General features: G+C 39.5%; 22 protein-coding genes. 8 read left to right on the forward strand and 14 right to left on the reverse strand.

Going from position 1 to position 20,563, the window contains the following annotated elements; genetic code table 11:
* Positions 1-58: 58 nt before the first annotated feature.
* The 3 genes from CWB76_RS01735 (at position 59) to CWB76_RS01745 (ending at position 2,345) form a co-directional block, all read left to right on the forward strand.
* The gene (locus CWB76_RS01735) at positions 59-508 is read left to right on the forward strand and encodes a DUF2721 domain-containing protein (RefSeq protein ID WP_138605088.1); all 450 of its coding nucleotides are present in this window, start codon (positions 59-61) and stop codon (positions 506-508) included.
* A gap of 243 nt (positions 509-751) precedes the next feature.
* The gene (locus CWB76_RS01740; protein ID WP_138605089.1) at positions 752-1,630 is read left to right on the forward strand and encodes a LysR family transcriptional regulator; all 879 of its coding nucleotides are present in this window, start codon (positions 752-754) and stop codon (positions 1,628-1,630) included.
* A 94-nt stretch (positions 1,631-1,724) separates the two neighbouring features.
* Complete coding sequence (locus tag CWB76_RS01745; RefSeq protein ID WP_138605091.1) at positions 1,725-2,345, forward strand: 2OG-Fe(II) oxygenase; 621 nt, start codon at positions 1,725-1,727, stop codon at positions 2,343-2,345.
* Here CWB76_RS01745 and ubiA read toward each other — a convergent pair.
* Positions 2,342-3,220 carry a 4-hydroxybenzoate octaprenyltransferase gene (ubiA, locus tag CWB76_RS01750; RefSeq protein ID WP_138605092.1) on the reverse strand — a complete coding sequence of 293 codons (879 nt, stop codon included), beginning with the start codon at positions 3,218-3,220 and terminating at the stop codon, positions 2,342-2,344. The genes CWB76_RS01745 and ubiA overlap by 4 nt on opposite strands.
* Entirely contained in the window at positions 3,217-3,762 is a 546-nt protein-coding gene (locus tag CWB76_RS01755; protein ID WP_138605094.1) for a chorismate--pyruvate lyase family protein, read from the reverse strand. The genes ubiA and CWB76_RS01755 overlap by 4 nt, the downstream gene beginning before the upstream one ends.
* A 248-nt stretch (positions 3,763-4,010) precedes the next feature.
* Here CWB76_RS01755 and CWB76_RS01760 point away from each other — a divergent pair, with 248 nt between their 5' ends.
* On the forward strand, positions 4,011-4,409 hold the full coding sequence (locus CWB76_RS01760) for a flagellar basal body-associated protein FliL (RefSeq protein WP_008115596.1): 399 nt from the start codon (positions 4,011-4,013) through the stop codon (positions 4,407-4,409).
* Here CWB76_RS01760 and glpG read toward each other — a convergent pair.
* The 6 genes from glpG to CWB76_RS01790 form a co-directional block, all read right to left on the reverse strand.
* Positions 4,406-5,227 carry a rhomboid family intramembrane serine protease GlpG gene (glpG, locus tag CWB76_RS01765; RefSeq protein ID WP_138605095.1) on the reverse strand — a complete coding sequence of 274 codons (822 nt, stop codon included), beginning with the start codon at positions 5,225-5,227 and terminating at the stop codon, positions 4,406-4,408. The genes CWB76_RS01760 and glpG overlap by 4 nt on opposite strands.
* Positions 5,224-5,541 (reverse strand): thiosulfate sulfurtransferase GlpE, encoded by a 318-nt coding sequence (gene glpE, locus CWB76_RS01770; RefSeq protein WP_010390998.1) that lies wholly within the window; start codon positions 5,539-5,541, stop codon positions 5,224-5,226. Before glpE ends, glpG begins: the two co-directional genes overlap by 4 nt.
* A 65-nt stretch (positions 5,542-5,606) precedes the next feature.
* Positions 5,607-6,632: an L-threonine 3-dehydrogenase gene (gene tdh / locus CWB76_RS01775; protein WP_013464286.1), complete on the reverse strand. Its 1,026-nt coding sequence runs from the start codon at positions 6,630-6,632 to the stop codon at positions 5,607-5,609.
* Positions 6,633-6,684: 52 nt separating this feature from the next.
* Positions 6,685-7,881 (reverse strand): glycine C-acetyltransferase, encoded by a 1,197-nt coding sequence (locus tag CWB76_RS01780; protein WP_138605097.1) that lies wholly within the window; start codon positions 7,879-7,881, stop codon positions 6,685-6,687.
* Between the two features lie 163 nt (positions 7,882-8,044).
* Positions 8,045-8,614, reverse strand: a complete 570-nt coding sequence (gmhB, locus tag CWB76_RS01785; RefSeq protein ID WP_138605098.1) for a D-glycero-beta-D-manno-heptose 1,7-bisphosphate 7-phosphatase — start codon at positions 8,612-8,614, stop codon at positions 8,045-8,047.
* Entirely contained in the window at positions 8,611-9,672 is a 1,062-nt protein-coding gene (locus tag CWB76_RS01790; protein WP_138605099.1) for a glycosyltransferase family 9 protein, read from the reverse strand. The genes gmhB and CWB76_RS01790 overlap by 4 nt, the downstream gene beginning before the upstream one ends.
* Positions 9,673-9,795: 123 nt before the next feature.
* Here CWB76_RS01790 and CWB76_RS01795 point away from each other — a divergent pair, with 123 nt between their 5' ends.
* Positions 9,796-10,530, forward strand: coding sequence for a 3-deoxy-D-manno-octulosonic acid kinase (locus CWB76_RS01795; protein WP_138605101.1), 735 nt, complete (start codon positions 9,796-9,798; stop codon positions 10,528-10,530).
* Between the two features lie 31 nt (positions 10,531-10,561).
* Here the strand turns inward: CWB76_RS01795 and CWB76_RS01800 are convergent, their stop codons facing one another.
* Positions 10,562-11,635 (reverse strand): glycosyltransferase family 1 protein, encoded by a 1,074-nt coding sequence (locus CWB76_RS01800; protein WP_138605103.1) that lies wholly within the window; start codon positions 11,633-11,635, stop codon positions 10,562-10,564.
* A 190-nt stretch (positions 11,636-11,825) separates the two neighbouring features.
* On the opposite strand from CWB76_RS01800, the gene CWB76_RS01805 reads away from it, so the two are divergent.
* Positions 11,826-13,373 (forward strand): capsule assembly Wzi family protein, encoded by a 1,548-nt coding sequence (locus tag CWB76_RS01805; RefSeq protein ID WP_138605105.1) that lies wholly within the window; start codon positions 11,826-11,828, stop codon positions 13,371-13,373.
* Between the two features lie 63 nt (positions 13,374-13,436).
* On the opposite strand, the gene hldE is transcribed toward CWB76_RS01805, so the two are convergent.
* Together hldE and CWB76_RS01815 are read right to left on the reverse strand one after the other, a co-directional pair.
* Entirely contained in the window at positions 13,437-14,876 is a 1,440-nt protein-coding gene (hldE, locus tag CWB76_RS01810; protein ID WP_138605107.1) for a bifunctional D-glycero-beta-D-manno-heptose-7-phosphate kinase/D-glycero-beta-D-manno-heptose 1-phosphate adenylyltransferase HldE, read from the reverse strand.
* Positions 14,876-15,466, reverse strand: coding sequence for a D-sedoheptulose-7-phosphate isomerase (locus CWB76_RS01815; protein WP_008115583.1), 591 nt, complete (start codon positions 15,464-15,466; stop codon positions 14,876-14,878). The genes hldE and CWB76_RS01815 overlap by 1 nt, the downstream gene beginning before the upstream one ends.
* 234 nt (positions 15,467-15,700) lie before the next feature.
* Here CWB76_RS01815 and waaA point away from each other — a divergent pair, with 234 nt between their 5' ends.
* Positions 15,701-16,984, forward strand: coding sequence for a lipid IV(A) 3-deoxy-D-manno-octulosonic acid transferase (waaA, locus tag CWB76_RS01820; protein WP_138605108.1), 1,284 nt, complete (start codon positions 15,701-15,703; stop codon positions 16,982-16,984).
* Positions 16,981-17,529 (forward strand): DUF1415 domain-containing protein, encoded by a 549-nt coding sequence (locus CWB76_RS01825; RefSeq protein ID WP_138605110.1) that lies wholly within the window; start codon positions 16,981-16,983, stop codon positions 17,527-17,529. The genes waaA and CWB76_RS01825 overlap by 4 nt, the downstream gene beginning before the upstream one ends.
* A 32-nt stretch (positions 17,530-17,561) precedes the next feature.
* Here the strand turns inward: CWB76_RS01825 and CWB76_RS01830 are convergent, their stop codons facing one another.
* Genes CWB76_RS01830 through CWB76_RS01840 form a run of 3 tightly spaced genes read right to left on the reverse strand, consistent with a single transcriptional unit; the run spans position 17,562 to position 20,523 of the window.
* A complete protein-coding gene (locus CWB76_RS01830; RefSeq protein WP_138605112.1) occupies positions 17,562-17,897 on the reverse strand; it encodes a YdbL family probable chaperone protein in 336 nt (111 codons plus the stop codon).
* Positions 17,898-17,906: 9 nt separating this feature from the next.
* Positions 17,907-18,089, reverse strand: coding sequence for a YnbE family lipoprotein (locus CWB76_RS01835; protein ID WP_008115575.1), 183 nt, complete (start codon positions 18,087-18,089; stop codon positions 17,907-17,909).
* Positions 18,082-20,523: an intermembrane phospholipid transport YdbH family protein gene (locus CWB76_RS01840; protein ID WP_138605113.1), complete on the reverse strand. Its 2,442-nt coding sequence runs from the start codon at positions 20,521-20,523 to the stop codon at positions 18,082-18,084. Before CWB76_RS01840 ends, CWB76_RS01835 begins: the two co-directional genes overlap by 8 nt.
* Positions 20,524-20,563 lie beyond the last annotated feature (40 nt).

Consider the following 20,563-nt stretch of genomic DNA (forward strand, 5'->3'; position numbering starts at 1 on the left):
TTATGTGTACAATTTGCCTGCGTAACCTAAAGCAAATAATATGATTTAAGGACACATTATGACGCTAACTACTCCAGGTTTACTTTTTCCAGCAATCTCGTTGTTGTTACTCGCCTATACAAACCGATTTTTAGTGCTAGCGCAACTAATACGAGAACTGAATGCACGTGAAGGGGAATCTATTCGTCCTGTTGTGGTGGCGCAAATAACCAACCTTAGAAAGCGAATAAAATTAATAAGAACCATGCAAGTATACGGAGTGGCTGCTTTTTTATTATGTACGCTATCTATGTTCGCATTATTTATAGAGTTTAATACCACGGGCATTATTTTATTTGGTGTCAGTTTAAGTTGCTTAAGCTTGTCTTTACTCACCTCCTTATTTGAAATTCACATCTCTTGTGATGCCATAGAAATTGAATTGCAAAACATTGAAAGTAAGCCTTTAAGTAACCGAGTAAGTAAAAATTTTATTGAGCCCAACCCTAAAAGCAAAAACAGTAATTAACAAACCGAAATTCTAAGAAAACGGTTATAAAATTGCACAAATTAGGCTAATGATAAAACCCAACAGTTACTTAACATTACCCAAAGGTATAACAATTTTTAGCAACTATTCTCTTTAAATAAGGCAAAAAGAAAGTTAATCTAATGAGGTGGTTAAAAACATTACTTCAACTGAACTATAGGGATATAAAGTCAGTATTTAATCTGTAATTCCCCTAGCTTACCTATAAAAAAGGACTATATAGTGAGATTTGAACAATTAGAACAATTTGTAGCGCTTGGCCTACTTCGTCATTTTAGGCAAGCTGCAGAACAAACTCAAATTAGCACATCGGCGTTAACTCGAAGTATTCAAACTCTTGAAACAGAGCTTGGCTATGAGCTTGTTACTCGCTCTACTCGCTCGGTTAAATTAACTCAAGCAGGCGAACTTTTCCTCGACTTTGCAAAAAATACCCTCAATGAGCTAGAACAAATAAAACATCGTGCTTTTCAGTCAATTAATGGCACTGAAGAGAAAAAACTGGTTATTGGTTACACCACAACAACTAGCAGCATAGTACCAATTACCTGCGGTGAATTTTTAAGCCAATACCCGCATGTTAAAATCGAAATGCAGCTACAAAACAAAACTGAGCTTCATAGAAAGTTACTTCAAGGCGAAATTGACATTAGTGTATGCTCGCAAATAGTCAATAGCATTGGTAGCGACATACAATTACCTGATCAGCTTATTTTATTTTGTTCAAAACAACATCCTTTAGCAAATAAAAGCGATATTAGTAAAAAAGAACTCGAAAGTTATCCAATGTTCAGTTGTTTTTCACAGTCAAAACAAGTGCAATCAATGCTTAATGAAGTAGTAGACTCATTAAATAAAGTATCAACTATTAAAGTGGGCAGTATTGAGCAGGTCATGGCTGGACTTGAAAAATCAGACCATTTTGCGATTGCCGGTATTGAACACACCAGCTCTGTGGCAGAAAACCAAAATTTGATTCAACTTAAAACTAATAACGATATTAGCCATGAGCAACTTATTGTGCAAACCAGCCAACAAATAGAAGCAGGTGAGCATGTTGACCACTTACTCTCGCTAATAAATAAAGTCTCAAAAGCATAACATTACACCATGCGCTTTGGTGAACGCGATAAATTTGTAGCTTTAAAGTTTTTTTACATTAAACTAACGCTCCCTACTATTATGACTAGCGTTAATGAACAACTTTACAGCTTCTGGAATTTATCTAGAGCAGATTGAAACGCATGGTTATGCCATTATTGAAAACGCCATTGATAGTGACCTAATCTTTGATTTAATGGCAGATTGCTACAGAATAAATCCCCATTTTAGCCTTGCTGGTATTGGTCGATTAAATAACTTGCAAATTGATAATACAGTTCGTAAAGACAAAACCTATTGGTTTGATGGCAGTTCAAATGCACAACTTGGCTACCAGCAAGTAATGGAAGCAGTTCGTAATACGCTTAATCGAAGTTTCTTTATGGGTTTGTTTGATTATGAATGTCACTATGCAAAATATACGCAAGGTGATTTTTATAAAAAACATGTAGATGCATTTAAAGGTCGTTCAAACCGTGTTTTTACTACCGTATTATATTTGAACTCTCCAGAGGAAGGTGGAGAGCTAGTTATTTACAAGCCTAAAAGTAAAGGCATAGAAATAGTAATAAAACCCACGGCAGGCACTTTGGTATTATTTGAAAGCGAACGCTTTGTACATGAAGTACTTCCTGCTGTTGATAACCGCTATTCGATTGCTGGTTGGTTCAGAAAAAACGCGTCAATTAGTGGCATTATCGACCCACCCCGTTAAGCAAAAACGGGGTAAGAAAATAATAAACCAATAAAAATAGCCAGTCCTACGTAATGGTTATTTAAAAATGCTTTAAAACAATTATCTCGCTGGCGTAAATGAATCAAACGCTGTTGATACACAAGTAACATTGCTGCAATAGCTAATCCCAACCAAAAACTAAATCCTATTTGATTCATCAACCCAATTAAAAACATCAACGCAAAAAAGCTAAAGTTAAGTAGCGCTATAATATGGCGGTCATAACTGGCGAATAAAATAGCGGTTGATTTTACTCCTATTTTTAAATCATCGTCTCTATCAACCATGGCGTACATAGTGTCGTAAGCCACCGTCCAGCAAATATTGGCAATAAATAGCAACCATGCCTGCACGGGTAGAGAGTTTATTGATGCCATAAAAGCCATAGGGATTGCCCAACCAAAAGCCGCGCCCAATACAACTTGAGGAAGTTGTGTGTAACGTTTCATAAAGGGATAACAAAACGCTAATCCAAGTGCACCAAACGATAACAAAATAGTATTGGTATTAAGCAGTAATACTAATATAAAAGCGATGACAACGAGTAATAAAAACAAACTAATGGCTTCGCCACTACTTACCGCTCCGGTCGCTAGCGGCCGCTGACAAGTACGCTTTACTGAGCCATCAACTTTTCTATCTGCAAAGTCATTGATAACGCACCCTGCGCTACGCATAACTATTACCCCAAGGGTGAACACAATAAAATTTGTTAAGCTAGGCAAGCCATCATTCGCTATCCACAGTGCCCAATAAGTTGGCCAAAGTAGCAATAAGGTGCCTATGGGCTTATCAATTCGCATTAACTGGATGTAATAGGGAATATGATTAACAGACAAAGCGGCTAGTTTCATGAGTATAAGTAAGCTCCTGGTAAAAAAACCTCACAGACCAAAAATTGATAGTTATGTAAAGAAAATACGCTGCGTCTGCCCAGTAAAGAGCGATTCGGTAAATTAAGTTCGCTCACCAGTGATTGAAATGAGTGGCTATCATCAAAGCGCGCAATTTCAATATCGGTACGCTTTAACGCAGGATCTTGAAAGATTACATCACCTAACGGGCGTTCTCCCATATTGTGCAGCTGATTGTTTGTATTGTTACTTGTTATTGGCAACCAACTTTGAGCATAAACAATCGGTTGTTCATCACACAACAGTAACACTTCACGGTTAAGTACTGTACTTACCTGCTCACTTAATAGCGTTTGCTGTGATTGCGAAAGGTCTACTTTTTGCTCACTCAACACTTTTACAGCAAAACGCTGAGACTGACTTTTTAATTTAGCCGTTAAAGAATGGGGTTCAAATAACCACTCTTTCTCAGCGTTAGATAAGCCAGTGACTTGAGCGGTACTCTGCCAATCAGCAGATAAAGAAAGAGGAAAAGTAATCACAATAACTCTACTTGAAAAAAATCTGAGAGATCATAACATTGCCAACGAATTTGAAAAAGCGCGATTTACTCAATACCAAGCATATCTTGTGTCATAAAAAGCTAACCAGCATTTGACTCTCGTTATCGCCTATCCCAAACTTGAGTCCAGAGTACTTTTACAAACACAACAAATAACAGCATCTTGCTGTATCTTATTTACTAATAAGTATAAACTATTTGTAATTAGTTTACGGAAACGCTTTTGAAATGAAAAAAACAGTATTTACAGGCCTTTTTATTCTTTTAGTCAGCCTAACTAGCTTATCAGCACGTGCTGAGTCTACTGTGGGTTATTTTGGGTTTGAGCCAGACATTATTACCAATTACATTGGCCCATCGAGTAAAAAAATGGGTTACGTTCGCGTTACAGTTGATTTAATGCTAAATAAAACATCCGATATTGCCATTGTAGAACACCACACCCCGCTGTTACGTGATGCGCTAGTAGAGATATTATCAAAAGAGCCTGAAAACAAAATAAAGTCTTTAACAGGGCGTGAGCAAATTCGCCTTAAAAGCGCAGAAAAACTAAAAAGCTTACTTAAGGAAGAAACAGGCCAAGAAATAATCCGAGACCTGTTATTTACTAAATATTTATATCATTAGGCGCTTTTTGTTTTAAAAAGCTGGGCGGTATAGGCAAAAGCCATACCGCTAACAAGCCCACCTAAGTGTGCCCAATTAGCCATTCCAACAAATAATACATCTGCAAAACCAAGTACTAACCATACCAGCATAAAACCAACAATTGCGGTTGTAACCAGTGCAGGCTGTTTAGGGTTAAGCGCGCTGTAAATCCAACAAAAGCCTAATAACCCATATACAACACCGCTAAGCCCACCAAAGTTAGGACCGACCATTAAGTACTGTGCCCAATTACTTATTAAAGCGGTAGCTAAAAACAGCCCGATTAAACTCGACTTACCACATTGCTTTTCAATGTTGTCACCCAGCGATACCCACCAGATTAAGTTAAACACAATATGCATAGCGCTAAAATGCACAATAGCAGGTGTTAACCAGGTAAGTGGTGATGCAGGATTGAACTGCAACGCCATATAAATAGGCTCAAACGCACCAAATAAAAAAGCAACATAAACAACAATGCTGAGAATACTAACACCTTGATTAAGCCAGCTTAAGGCTTTAAAGCGGGCGACTAAATTAAGCGACTGCCCTTGATACTTTAGCGGTGACTGCGTAGTACCTACTTGCCATGATGCTTGTTGGTAACGCTCATGATTAGGGTTTTTAGCAAATTCGTTCCATAAAGGCTGCACTGTATGAAAGTCTTCAGGTGCCACACTAATAACAAGCGTATGGCCATCCTCAGTACGAATTTGCCCTGAAAGCCCTTGGCTTTTTAGGTAATCTATAAAGCCCTGTGCAGCACGGGGGTTAGTTAGACTGCCTAGCTCTATCATCGTGCTACTTTATCCTTGTAAGCGGCTTCCCACGCAGTAAAACCGCCATCCATGCTGTAAACATCTTCAAAGCCTTGCTCTACTAAGTAACTTGCTGCACCCTGTGAGCTCATGCCGTGATAACAAACAATAATAATCGGCTGGTCAAACTCTTTTTCCATCATAAATTGGGCGATATTTGCATTTGAAAGCGCTTCAGAGCCAGGAATGTGCCCTGTCTGATACGAGTTAGGATCGCGAATATCAGCAATCACCACATCTTCTTTGTCTAGCAGTTCGAGGGTTTGTGCGATTGATATATGTTTAAATGCCATAGTGCTCTCTTATAATTACAAAAAAGGCGACAAATGCCGCCTTTAATTCTCTTAACAGTGGATAATTAATCCCAGTTAAGAATTACTTTACCCGATTGGCCTGAAATCATCATATCAAAGCCAGCTTGGAAGTCATCAATTGAATACTGATGAGTAATAATTGGTTTTAAATCAAGTCCTGATTGAATCAAGCTGGCCATTTTGTACCAAGTTTCAAACATCTCACGACCGTAAATACCTTTGATCACTAAGCCTTTAAAAATTACTTGATTCCAATCGACCGCCATATCTGAAGGTGGAATACCTAACATAGCAATTTTGCCGCCATGATTCATGTTATTTAGCATGGCATTAAATGCACTCGGAACACCTGACATCTCTAAGCCAATATCAAAGCCTTCGGTCATACCTAGATCTTTAGCTACATCTTCAAGCTTTTCATTTGCAACGTTTACAGCACGCGTTGCGCCCATTTTACGCGCTAAGTCTAGGCGGTATTCATTTACGTCGGTAATAACCACATGACGTGCACCTACATGTTTAGCTACAGCTGCAGCCATAATACCAATAGGACCTGCACCAGTGATTAATACATCTTCACCCACTAAATCAAACGATAAAGCGGTATGTACTGCATTACCAAACGGGTCAAAAATAGAGGCCAGTTCATCGCTAATATTATCTGGGATTTTAAACGCATTAAATGCTGGGATCACTAGGTACTCAGCAAATGCACCTTCGCGGTTAACGCCCACACCGGTTGTATTTCGGCATAAATGAACGCGTCCAGCACGACAGTTCCGACAATGACCACAGGTTATATGACCTTCACCCGATACACGGTCACCAACTTCAAAACCGCGAACTTCTTGTCCCATGTCAATTACTTCACCCACGTATTCGTGGCCAACCACCATAGGCGTAGGAATGGTGTTTTGTGCCCACTCATCCCACTTATAAATGTGAACATCGGTGCCACAAATAGCCGTTTTACGTATCTTAATTAACAGATCGTTATGGCCTACTTCAGGCTTTGGCGCATCTGTCATCCAAATGCCCGGTTCTGCTTTTAACTTTGATAATGCTTTCATAATCCACACTCAATTAAAAAATCGCGACTATAACCGCGATTTAACAAGAAAATTAAATAACACCAATCTCTTTACCAATACGGGTAAATGCTGCAATGGCTGTATCAAGCTGTTCCTTGCTGTGCGCTGCAGAAATTTGGGTACGAATACGCGCCTGACCTTTTGGTACAACAGGGAATGAGAATCCAGTTACATAAATCCCTTCGGCCAAAAGCTTATCAGCCATAAGTGACGCTACTTTTGCATCCCCTAGCATCACTGGAATAATCGCATGATCTTTACCTGCACAGGTAAAACCTGCCGTTTCCATTTGCTCGCGGAAGTATTTAGCGTTTGACCATAGCTTAGCGCGAAGCTCACCGCCATTTTCAAGCATTTCTAGTACTTTGATTGACGCTGTTACAATTGAAGGCGCTAATGAATTTGAGAATAAGTAAGGACGAGAACGCTGACGAAGCCACTCAACAATTTCTTTTTTACCTGAGGTATAACCACCAGAAGCTCCACCAAGCGCTTTACCTAAGGTGCCAGTAATAATATCGACACGGTCGAGTACATTACAGTACTCAGGTGTACCTTTACCGTTTTCGCCAACAAAACCAACGGCATGTGAGTCATCAACCATAACGAGTGCGTCATATTTATCGGCTAAATCACACACTGCTTCTAAATTACAAATAACGCCATCCATTGAGAACACGCCATCAGTAGCAATTAGTTTAGTTTTAGCACCGGCTTCATCGGCTGCAATTAATTGCTTTTCTAAATCTGCCATATCGTTATTTGCATAACGGAAACGCTTTGCTTTACATAAACGAACACCATCAATAATAGAAGCATGGTTTAATGAATCAGAAATAATCGCATCGTCTGCACCTAAAATAGTTTCAAACAAGCCTGTATTCGCATCAAAACATGATGAATACAAAATGGTGTCTTCAGTCTCTAAAAATTGACTGATTTTTCTCTCAAGCGTCTTATGAATATCTTGTGTGCCACAAATGAAACGCACAGATGCCACACCGAAACCATGGTCATCTAAACCTTTTTGTGCAGCTGCAATTAGCTCTGGGCTGTTAGCTAAACCTAAGTAGTTGTTAGCACAAAAATTAATAACTTTATCACCTGATGCCACTTCAATTTGAGCTTGCTGCTGTGAAGTGATAACACGTTCATTTTTGTACAAACCTTCAGCTTTAACGTCTTCGATTTGCTGTTGTAATTGGCTAAAAAAAGCAGATGCTCTCATCTGTGATCTCCATTTGGTTGAACGGGTTAAACAGCAGACGCGTTGCTGCTATTTATAATGCGGGTATTGTAAAAGTTTAAGCGCCAAATTGCACTGTTTGTCATTCGTCGCAAATTAGCTAATTGGCAGGAAAAGCTGCCAGTTTACATGCATGAGATATATATTAAATGAGATCAGCAAGCAAAACAGGAAGTTCCTTGATTGAGTCACAAACATAGTCAGCGGACTTTACGGCTTGCTCATCAACTGTTTGCCCCGAACGTACCAATACTTTAGTGCGTATATTGGCGCTTATAGCAGCTTGCATATCACCTCGTTTGTCCCCCACCATCAAACTCAGTGCAGGGTCGATATGATGATCTTTCATTCCTTGAAGTAACATACCAGGCGCTGGCTTTCTGCAATCGCAATCTGTTAAATACGCTGGTAATGCATTTTCAGGATGATGAGGACAAAAGTAAACATCAGTAATTTCAATTTGATGATGACTAAACTGCGCTTTCATCCATGTGTTAAGGGCAAAAAAATCGGCTTCTGAGTAATAACCTCGACCAATCCCTGATTGGTTCGTTACAACAATTATTTTGTAGCCCGCGTCATAAAATGCTTTACACGTTGAAAACACACCCTCTATAAATTCAAACTCTTCGCTTTTAAATACATAGCCATGATCAACATTTACTACACCATCACGGTCTAAAAAAAGCGCCTTATTTGTGTGTTTACCATTCATAATAACGACTCTTTTTTAACAACATGGTCAAACATTTCTTTTACTGTATCCGTAGTTATTTGACTCATTAAATCATCGCCTTTAACCCGAGTACCCCAAGGTAATTGCTCGGCGGTTTTACCTGTTTGCTTTAATAAGTTTTGGTGATAAACCTCAACCACGTAATCTTGGTATAAATAAGGCCCCGTTCGCGCTGGGTTTGAATGCGCATATAGACCAATAACCGGTGTGCCAACAGTCACCGCCATATGGGCTGGGCCTGTATCGGGCGCAAGTACTAAACCCGCACGCTTAAGTACGCACAATAATTCTTTGAGTTTTGTTTTACCCACCAAGTTCAGAATGGGTGAATCAGAGTGCTTAATGATGTTATTTGCTAAATTAATTTCCAGTTCAGTCGGTCCACCAGTTAATACTATTTTAAAACCTTGCGCATTGGCATAATCCGCAAGCGCGGCATAGCGTTCGGCTAACCAGTTACGCTGTGCTTTACTTGCTGCTGGCGAAATAACGAATAGCTTATGTGATAAATAATCGTCACCTAACAGCTCATCAGCTTTAGCTTGATCTTTGTCGGTGTAGGGCATATTCCAAACAGGGACATAATCATCAACACCAATCGCTTGAGCAAAGCCTTTAAACCCCTCTAAAACATGCGTCTGAGACTGGGCTTTAATGCGTTTATTAATAAATAAACTATGTAGCTCTTTTGAGCGAGCCCAGTCAAAACCAATTTTAACTTTGGCAGGAATACAGCGAGCGACAAAACCAGCTCTTAAAGCCACTTGCATATTAAGCAGTACATCAAAACACTGCCCTTTGAAGGTTTGCTTTAACTGTTTTAGTGCCGTTTTCCCTTGTTTTTTATCAAATACAACAAGCTCAACGCCAGGCAAATCTGCTAACAGCATCGCCTCGACCTTCCCTATCACCCATGTAATTTTAGCATTTGGATGCGCTTTTTGAATTGCTTGTACTGCACTCACTGCATGGCATACATCACCAATGGCAGAAAGACGTAAAATACAAATTGATGTGTAAGTAGGCGCTGAAGTCACACGTTTCCTTGGGAGTAAAATAGTTAAACCCGATCTTAAATTATAATCGCGTCATTGCAAGTACTTATCCTTAGCCTGAAAACACGTTAATATGTGCACATATTTAAGCGAATTCTATGAGCTATGTTTAATCAACACGTCAAAAATAACCATGTCATTTTAAGCCATCCTCAATATAGCACCGAAATAGAGTTAGATTGGTTTGAGCCCAATTTCTGGCAACAACAGCAAAAAATTGTCGGCGCTAAAAAGGGGCGTGCAACTGCTTGGTTTTTTAAACACGCAGATTTAACGGCTGTGTTGCGCCATTATTGGCGTGGCGGCCTAATAGGAAAACTACTCAGCGATCAATATTTATACTTCGGACTTGAGCATACCCGCGTTTATCAAGAGTTTAGCTTAATGACTCGATTAATAGAGTTAGGCTTAAATGTACCAAAGCCTATTGCAGCTAAAGTGAGCCGACATGGCTTTATTTACCGAGGTGATATTATTACTGAAGCGGTTAGCGGCGCTAAAAGTATATTAGATATACTGATTGAACGCACATTGAGTGAAGCTGAGATAAAAAAAATAGCGCAAACTATTGCCCAATTTCATAGTAAAGGGGTTTATCACGCTGATTTAAATATTAATAATATTTTATTTGATGACTCTGGTGACGTTTACATTATCGACTTTGACCGTGGCGAAATAAAAGTTCCCCATAAAAAATGGCAACAAAGCAATATGTCTCGCTTACAGCGCTCCTTTTTAAAAGAGCAAAGCCGCAATAGTAACTTTCATTGGCAGCAAAACGATTGGCAAACATTAGGCAACCAATACAACCAAGAGCTCGAATTCCAAAAAACTTGCTAAATCAACAACCTGAAAACTACACTTTTGATAACTAATAAGTATTATCAAACAACATGTTTTTCAAACCTTGTGTAATAATATCAAAGCTGTGGATTGTTTCTAAAGTAGAATACTTATCAATAATATATTTATAACGAGACTCTGTAAGTAACGTTTGCACTTTTTCACTTATATCAACAATATCAAGCTGTGCCTGGTAAACCACTTCTGTGCGAGTACAACGAGTGAGGCGCTCACCTTGATCTTTTGAAATAGCACACGCAATAGTGGGGGTTTGCAAGGCAATAGCTTGGAGTAAAGTATCACCCGCGCTTAATAATGCCACCTTTGCCTGACTTAGTAAGGCTAAAAACTCTTCACCCTGAAGACTTGCTAAACAAGTAAGCTCATCGGTATCTGGTAATGGGCTCGTATAGTTAGGACCAAACACCACAACCCCTTTTAAACCCGTTTTTTTCGCAATAATCAGTCCTGCTTTATAATAGATATCAGCACAGCTTTGCCCATTAATCGTATGCCCACCGGATCCTGCATTTACGATAAAAAATTCTTTTTCTTGTAAGTTATAACGTGTCAGTACATCACTTTTTTGTTGCTTGGAAGCAAAAACGGTAAATGGTCCTACATTTTTAGGGTATGCCAACTGCAGCATATTGAGCTTTAGTTTTTCATACCATGAAAGAGGGTCGATACAGTAATCAGGCTGAACCACCCAATGAGTATCAATAAGACCCGCTCTATTTAGCTTTAAGCCCTTTGCCCGTTTTTTTGTATGCTGAGAAATAAAAACCACTATAGCACCCACACTTCTCGCGGCCTTCATTTGTTCTGCTCGCCCTGCGCAATCAAATAGCACCACATCTGGTTTGTATTGCTCAATAAACTGACATACACGTGTGTTTTCTTTTGTTGCCGATTGATTTAACAGTAAAGTAGGAAACGGGCAACTTTTAGCGTAAGCCGTGTGCTTATTTAAAATGAAATGAATATCTAACTGCTTGTCGTACTCTGAGGTAAGAGTATGAGCTAGCTGTAATGAGCGCATATATTCACCAATACCTTCTGGCGATGACACGGGAATAAATAAAAGTCGTTTGTTGCTCATTACTATCTCTGCTTTTCCTTTGCAGCGAGTATATCAACGCCATCTTTTTTACGATAGAGCTACAGTGTTTTAATCTGTTCCAGAGTAATATTTTTTAGCTAACCTTTGTTTAATGAGTTGATTTAATTACTGCAATAAAAGGCGTAGATTGCTAGACTTAGCCGCAATTAAAATCACAAGGATCTGAGCTTTGCGAAACAAAATTTTTATACTCTCTTCACTTTTTTGTGCCGTAACCACAACCGTGAATGCTGAACCCTGGGTAAAGCCTGATGACTATGGTCTTAGAGCTGATATACAACAGCTTGCCGATGCTGGCATTATTTTAGCGCCAGTAACAACGTATCCATTAATGTGGAAAAGCTTTATTAATGATGTAAATAATACGACGTTAGAACAATTATCTCCTCGCCTGCAGGATGCGTTATTGCGTGTGAAACATCGTTATAAGTCAGAAAATAGTGGCTCTCATAGTGTACAACTTTCAGCTTCCGCCAACTCAGATCCATTAGCCGTTACTAGCTTTGGGGCAACAAATACTCAAGAGTCTGAATTAACAGCAGCTTATGCTTACCTAGGACATAACTTTGCGGCTAAAGTTGCGCTTAATCATCGCAGTGATGGCAAAAACTGTTTAGTCAATGGCAAAACAACTGACGATATAGCCAAAAATGAGCAAGTACTAACAGACTGTAATGATACCTCTTTAGATGACAGCTATTTAGCTTATCGTATGGGTAATTGGATTGTAAGAGCAGGTGCCGTTGAGCAATTTTGGGGCCCAGGTGTTGATAACAGCTTAATTATGTCTGGTAATTCAAAGCCACTTCCCGCAATAAGCCTCAGCCGAGAACAAAGTAGCGCGTTCGAAACGCCTTGGCTTAGCTGGATTGGTCAGTGGAGCTTTACAGCACAAATGGCTAAGCTTGAGTCAACCCGAGTTGTACCTGATGCATTATTATGGAGTACTCGTTTAAATCTTCGTCCAATTCAACAATTAGAAATTGGCTTTAGTTGGTCAGCACAATGGGCTGGCAAGGGACAACCCAGTTCAGCAGGCGATTTTTTTGATTTAATAACCGGCGGAGGTGAATGTGTTGATGGTACCAATGATTGTGATGGTGAGCTTATAACTCGCTTGGGTAATCAACTCGCGGGCTTTGATATTCGTTGGTCTGACACTTTGTTTAATCAACCTTATGCGGTATATGCAAGCACGATTGGTGAAGATACCAGTGGCGGCATTAAGCCAGTAGACAGAGGCTATCTTGGTGGAATACAAACTACGACTCGTATTTATAATCAGAATATTTTATTTAACCTAGAATACACTGATACCGGCGTAGCGTGTTCTGCCACATCAGCAACTGAAAACTGCTTCTATGAGCACAGTATTTATAATTCAGGGTATCGTTACCATGGTCGCCCTATCGGCTCTACCTATGATAATGATGCGCAATCGCTAGTGTTAACCGTACTTGGGCAACTCTCAAGCGGAACTGACTGGCAAGTAAAATTACGTGATATAGACTACAACAGCGACAACCGTGATAGATACCCAAATAACCCAGACTTAGGTAACTCGATTACCAAAACAGCATTTAGCTCTAAACAGCTTGAAGTACGTTACAGAATGCTTGCCATGGGGGGGCGCTTGACCCTTGGTGGACTTGCCTCTAATAACGATGGAGCAGAAAACGATACGTCTGCATTTGCAAAGTTCGAATATAACTTTTAGTTTTGCAAGCATTAAAAAAGGGGATAAACCAAAGTTTATCCCCTTTTTTATTTCACTAACTAGCTAGCTTTTTATTTTGCTAATCACTTTTGATGTAGAGCAACCATCTAAAAACTCAAGCACTTCTACCTTTCCGCCATGACGCAACACGTGCTCAGCACCAGCAATTTGCTCAACAGTGTAATCACCACCTTTAACAAGAATATCTGGGCTAATTTGCTCAATTAGCTTTGCTGGTGTGTCATTTTCAGCCTCACTGCCAAACGGAATAACCCAATCAACTGAGGCTAATGCACTTAAAACCATAGCACGCTCATCTAATGGGTTAATTGGGCGCTCAGGGCCTTTTAAACGGGCAATGGATTCATCGTTATTTAAACCAACCACTAATCTATCACCACGCGCTTTAGCTTGCGCTAAATAGCGCACATGGCCTGCATGCAAAATATCAAAACAACCATTAGTAAATACAATGGTTTCACCATTTTGCTTTGCAAATTCAATATGCTGTAATACATCATCAAATGGGGTTTGATAATGCTCGCCAGTGGCTTGTAAGTATTGGCCTAACTTGCGGCTCAACTCTTCAGGAGAAACGGTAGCCGCTCCCAATTTACTTACTGCAATACCGGCTGCTAAGTTTGCAATTTCGACTGCATCTTTGGCGGTCATACCCGCACCTAGCATTACAGCTAATGTAGCAATAACAGTATCGCCCGCACCGGTTACATCACTTACTTCGAGTTGTTGCGCTGCAAAGTCATGCTTTTGCGTTGCATCAATTAGCGACATACCTTGTTCTGAGCGTGTTAGTAGCATGGAGTTAATACCCGCATCACTAATCAGGGTACGCGCGCTGCTAGCAAGCAACTCTTCTGAACCAACCTGACCACCCGCTAATTTAAACTCATTTAAATTAGGGGTTATGTAATCAGCTCCACGGTACAACTCTAAATCAGATGATTTAGGGTCAACAAGCACGGTTTTACCTGCATCTTTAGCAACCGAAATCATTTTTTGGATTAGCGCGAGTGAGCCCTTGTTGTAATCAGAAAATACAATAAAGTCGTAATCACTCAGCACCAGCTCTAATCGATTTAATAACAACTGGCTATGAGACTCATTAAAAGCCTCTTCTAAATCTAAACGCACAACTTGCTGATGACGACTGATCACCCGCATTTTAGAAATAGTCGGCAAATCGCATACACTCACAAGCTGTGAATTTATTTTTTCACCTTCTAGAATGTTTTCTAAAATTTGTCCGCTTTCATCCTCGCCAATTAGGCCAAGTAAACCCACTTTGCCATCTAGTCGGGCTATATTTTTAGCCACATTTGCGGCACCACCGGCTTTGTCTTCAAATTTACTGACTTTTACAACGGGTACTGGTGCCTCCGGCGAAATACGGCCAGAATCACCATACCAGTAGCGGTCGAGCATAACGTCACCAACCACTAAAATACGCGCTGCTGATAAGTTTTTTAATAGCGATAAATCCATTACTGCTGCTCCGCAACAACCATATCCATGGCTTCACACAGCCAATGGCCAATAAACATGTGCGCCTCTTGAATACGGGCTGTTTCATCATTTTTAATAATAATAGGTAACTTGGCGATGTCTTTTACTTTACCTCCATCGCGACCTGTAAATGCAACAGTGAATGCTCCTATTTTATTAGCGGCTTCTAACGCTAAATTAATATTATTACTGGTGCCCGATGTAGTTAAGCCAATTACAATATCTTCAGGTTTACATAGCGCCTGAACTTGGCGTTCAAATACTGTGTCAAAATGATAGTCATTACTGTGCGCTGTTAAAATAGAGGTGTCTGTGGTTAGAGCAATAGACGCTAACGGTCCTCGCTCTAACTTATAACGTACCACAAACTCTGCAGCCAAATGCTGAGCATCAGCCGCACTGCCGCCATTACCAAACCAAACAACCTTACCACCAGCCTGTAAAGCACTATGACATGCTTCTAACAACTGCATTACCTCTTGATGATACGCCTCCATGGTTTCGAACAATACTTGGTGACGATTTAAACTTTCTAGGTAGCTAGTTGCCACTGAATCTATAATTGACATGAGATATTCCTCTTGGAACTGAAATGGCAGGAAAAATTAATTTCATTATTCCATAATTTTATAGCCAAATCACCTCTATATAACTAAATTAAAGCACGGGCAGAAAGTTATTATTCAGATAAAGAAGGGTTTTTGCGTTGTTACCTTTTTCAAGTAGCTATTTTATATTGGTGTATTTAGATAAAAACGATTTCACGTTAAACTAGCGTCACTTTCATTTACATAAAGCACAGTATGGCACGCCTTTTTTATTCACTCGCATTAATTATTATTAGCCCGCTGATCGTATTTTATTTATATGTATTAAGAGGTAAAAAAAACGCAGGATATCGCGCTTATTTTAAGGAACGTTTTGGCTTCATAAGCCGCGCTTTATTTTCAAATAACAACAAACCGGTTGTATTTCATTGTGCTTCTGTGGGCGAGGTGTTAGCTGCCACTCCTTTAATTAAAGCCCTACAACATGAACAACCGCAGTTAAATATTTTAATTACCTGCAATACTCCAACAGGACGAGAGCAAGTTACCGCACAATTTAAAAACAGCGTTGCTGTTAGTTATTTACCAATTGATTTTCCTATGGCCACCACTCGCTTTTTAAAACGAGTAAAACCGCAATTACTCTGTATTTTAGAAACTGAACTATGGCCGAACTTAATGGCTAATGCGTACAAACAAAATATACCTGTATTGGTAGTTAACGCACGTCTATCTGAAAAGTCTCAGCAAGGCTACGAAAAAGTGGCCCAGCTAACTCGCAGTATCATGCAATCAATTACCGCACTTGCAAGTCACGACAAAACCGATGCAAATCGCTTTATTGAATTAGGGCTACCTGCTAAAAAAAGCCATGTAACGGGATCAATAAAATTTGATATTACCCCAACCACTGCACAACTCGATAAAGTAGCCTCTTTAAAGCAATATTATAAAAAAGCAGAACGCTTTATATGGGTCGCAGGTTCTACACACCCTATAGAGCATGAGTTTATTTTAGCAGCCCACCAGCAACTACTAGAAACACATCCTGACGCTTTGCTGATCATTGCGCCACGTCACCCCGAACAATTTGATAAAGTTGCAGAGCTACTGACTCACTCGAATCTTAGCTTTAGTCGTCGCAGTCAAAAAAATTATAACAATGAACAAGTTGTGTTAGCCGACACATTAGGTGAATTACAATATCTATATGGTGCCGCTAATATTAGCTTTATTGGTGGCAGTTTAATTCGCCGTGGTGGCCATAACCCATTAGAGTCTGCAGCTTTTGCAGTGGGTATACTTACCGGCCCTCATACCTACAACTTTAACCATGTTTACCCTGAACTTATTAGACTAAAAGGCGCCCATGAGGTTGAAAATACTGACGAACTGGCGCTTGCATTGCTTCGCTTGATTAAAAACACCAAAGCGTGTGATATTCTTGGTAGTAAAGCAGCTCAGTGCGTTGCTAAAAACCAAGGCGCTATTGCCAAAACGCTTGCTATTATAACTCCTTATTTAGAGCCAAAACCGTGACCAACTTAGCTATATCTCAAACCCGTGAATGGGTAAGCGCTGTGATTGTAAAATACAATTTTTGTCCATTTGCCCGTAAAGAAGTTGAAAATAACTGCATTCACTACACCATCAGTAACGCCTCAAAAATTGATGATGCTGTTATGGATATGCTTGAACAATGTACCCAGCTTGACCGTGATCCTCAGCGTGAAACAACTTTATTAATACTTGATAATGGCTTTACTGATTTTGAAGATTTTTTAGACCTTGTTGATTTAGCCAATGCGCTATTAGTTGCACAAGGTTTTGAGGGGAAGTACCAAATTGCAAACTTTCATCCTGACTATGTTTTTGCTGATAGTGATGAAGATGACGCTGCAAATTATACTAATCGCTCGCCTTTTCCTACTTTACACTTAATACGTGAGGCAAGTATGAGCGCGGCACTAGATGGATACAACGAGCCGGAGTCAATTCCTGAACACAATATCAACTTAGCTCGCCGTAAAGGCGTTCACTTTTGGCAGCAGCTACTTGAAAATTGCAAAAAACCGAGCGCATAAGCTCGGTTTTTGGTTTTTAATAATGCGCAGAGTTATTTTTTAACCCACTCACCATTAACTTCAACGAAATGCCCTGCTTGGGTTTTTTCAATGGTTTTTGCCGCCGCTAGTGCTTCTACTTGAGCAAGTGACAGGTTGTTCTTTTTCGCAAGTTTTAAATATTGTGCTTTGCGCTTTGCGTTAATTTCATCAACAACCGCTTTAGCCTCTGCATTTTGTACAACCAAACCTAAATAACCTGAGCTATCTTCACCCACAAGCCCTTGGTTTTTAGCATCATCTAAACTAATTGCCCAAGCAGAAAATGACAATAAAGCGGCACTTAAAAGTGTGATCACGTTTAACTTTTTATTTTTAAATAAACTCATAATTGCTCCTTAGAATAACTCACTGTCATCGCTAAATAAGTCATCTAGCTCTTTATCAACTTTTACGCGAATTTCATGATCAACCTTCACATTTAAATTAATGGTGATAGGCTCTTTCGCTGCCACTTCAACGCGGTGCGTACATGCACTAAGCAACCCCAGTGCTGTAAGTATTATCAGCCATTTAGTCATTTTTAGTTCCTTTTGTTGAATACTCTTGTTCAACTTTTTGAGTAATTTCATCACTTAAGCGCAATGCTCTTAAGAGTGTAAAAACATTTTCTTCATGGTTGTAATTAAAGTTAACTTGCTGCGCCTGTTCCTTATTGTATCCCTTTAAGTTTACACCTAAATAAAGCCAACCGTCAGGCTTTAAGTCAACACTACTGTTTAAGCTCTGAATGTCTAAATCTTCCAACAAGCTTAAAATCGGGTCCAGTTCTTGTTGCTGAGCTTTAACTGCATCAAAAGCTGCATTGTCAGTAATAACTAGTTTACCTGTTCCTTGGTTAGATAATTCACCGGATTTTACCGAAATACCTTGTTGATCAAAGTAAACGGGTAAGCGGCCATTCACTCGACCAGTTAGTGTAATGCCTGATTTATCATCTAAGGTAATAAGTTTACTCGCATCAATATTTTCAAATGTGACCAAAGACTGCTGCGCTTTTTCCGTCACTTTGTAGCTATCCAAAGCAAAACGACCACCAAGTACATCAGCAGTTATTTCTTCAGCGCGAGCAATAGAGTTCTCAACACTAAAATTACCGACAATGTTACTCACAACAGCACCTGCTCGTAACTCATTTAATTCAAATGTAGTAGGAGCCACATTAAGCTGCCCTGAATCATAAGAACCCGTTAAGCGACTGCTAAAATGCTTAGCTAAATAATCGTTGTATAAGCCACTTACCTGTTCGACTTGAAATGCAAACTCAGCCTGCTGTAAATTAACATCTCCGCGAACAACTCCATTAAAGCTACCGTCGGTCAGCGTGGCTAATGGTTCAAACTGCTGTAAAACAGGGTTAAATTTAGTCACAGCTTGATCTGCAACTGTTATCTCAAATGGGTGTTCCACAGCAGATATGTGGTGACTGGCTACCAACTCAATACCATCAATAAATACATGATGTGAGGCTTGAAGCGCCCGACTTTGCAGGCCTTTAGAGCTTATGCGAATATTACTTAGGTTTAAAAGATCACTGTTAAGTTGGGTAAGTTTAGTTTCACTGTTTAAATCGACAAATAATTCGCCAACAGCCAAACTAGAAGATGCTGATAATTGATTATTTACACCACGCACTTGGTATTGCTCATAAGCCACTGAGCGTAAATGGCTATCCAAGCTTGCGTTGATATTTTGTTTATCGTCAATCTCAGTCGTAAACTGTGCCTTGTAGCCCTTTACTGTTAATTTATCAAAACTAAGCTCAGCAAAACCAATCTCGCTGGTTATTTTCGCATTTTGCTGACGCTGTAAAACATTCTCTATTTGAAATAGGCCAGTGCTTGCTACCTTTTTAGCTGATACAGGTAAAAAACCAGGCAGCTCATCGACGTTTAATTGGTAGTTGCCATTCACAGCCAAGTTATTTAAAGCTGCATCTATTTCTATATGCTCAATACCTTCGCTGATAAACAATAACTTAATATTGCCTTTGGCATACTCTAACGGCTGCTGAACATTAATTGCTAGGTTTTTCAGGCTCAGCTTCGTTTCACTATTTTTAGTGTTTAATAGCATTGACGGTATAACAAGTTGTCCGTTTTCAAACTTTGCCGTATCACTGAGCATCAATTGCCATTTTAACGGCAGCTGCTTGGCTACAAATTCACGCTGTGATTGATTGTTTATAAGTGCCAAACAATCACTATCAAACGTTACCAAGCTGGTTAATTGCTGTGTATTTAACAAGGCTTTTTTATCGTTAAAGTGATAGTAAATATTCATATCACCAAAAGCCTTTAGCGTTACTGGGCATTTACTAAATTGCTGTGTAAACTCAGCATCTATGTTTGATTTTATATCAACGGATAACCCATCAAAGGTGAACTCATGCCCACTGTTTAATGAAAGCGCGGGTATCGGCTTTAGCTTTGTTAGTAATCCATCAACTAACTTAAAGTGACCAGTAATTTTATGATTGCTGACTGTTACCTCTGCGATTGCATCACCTGAAATCACAAATGTATTTAGCTTCTCTTCACCAATGCTAACCACTAATTCATCATGAAGTTGTGGGTGGGTAATTAACAATCTTTTGATATCAATTTTCGGCCGCTCTTTGGGTAAACTAAGTGCCAGCTTTTTGAAGGAGTTATTACTTGTTGAGACACTCTCGCTATCATTTAAACGAAGATTAGCGCGGCCAACAGTTATTTTTTTTGTATCAGCCACAATGCCACCAAGCTCAATTTGATGGCCTTGGTAAGTCAAACATAACCGGTTTACGTTTAAGCTAATATTTGCATTTAGTGACCAATCTAAACAATGTAGTTCAACGCCAGATTGGCTCAAAGATGGCGCTATAGCCCATTGAGTTATAGGCATACGAAATACATAACCCAGTGTTAGAACACTCAGAAATAAAAACACGATTCCCCATGCGATGCGTTTGATCATACTATCCTTAATTTGAACCTTGAACCTTGAACCTTGAACC

Source organism: Pseudoalteromonas sp. S1609, assembly GCF_005887255.1.
In the GTDB taxonomy this organism is placed as follows: Bacteria; Pseudomonadota; Gammaproteobacteria; order Enterobacterales; family Alteromonadaceae; genus Pseudoalteromonas.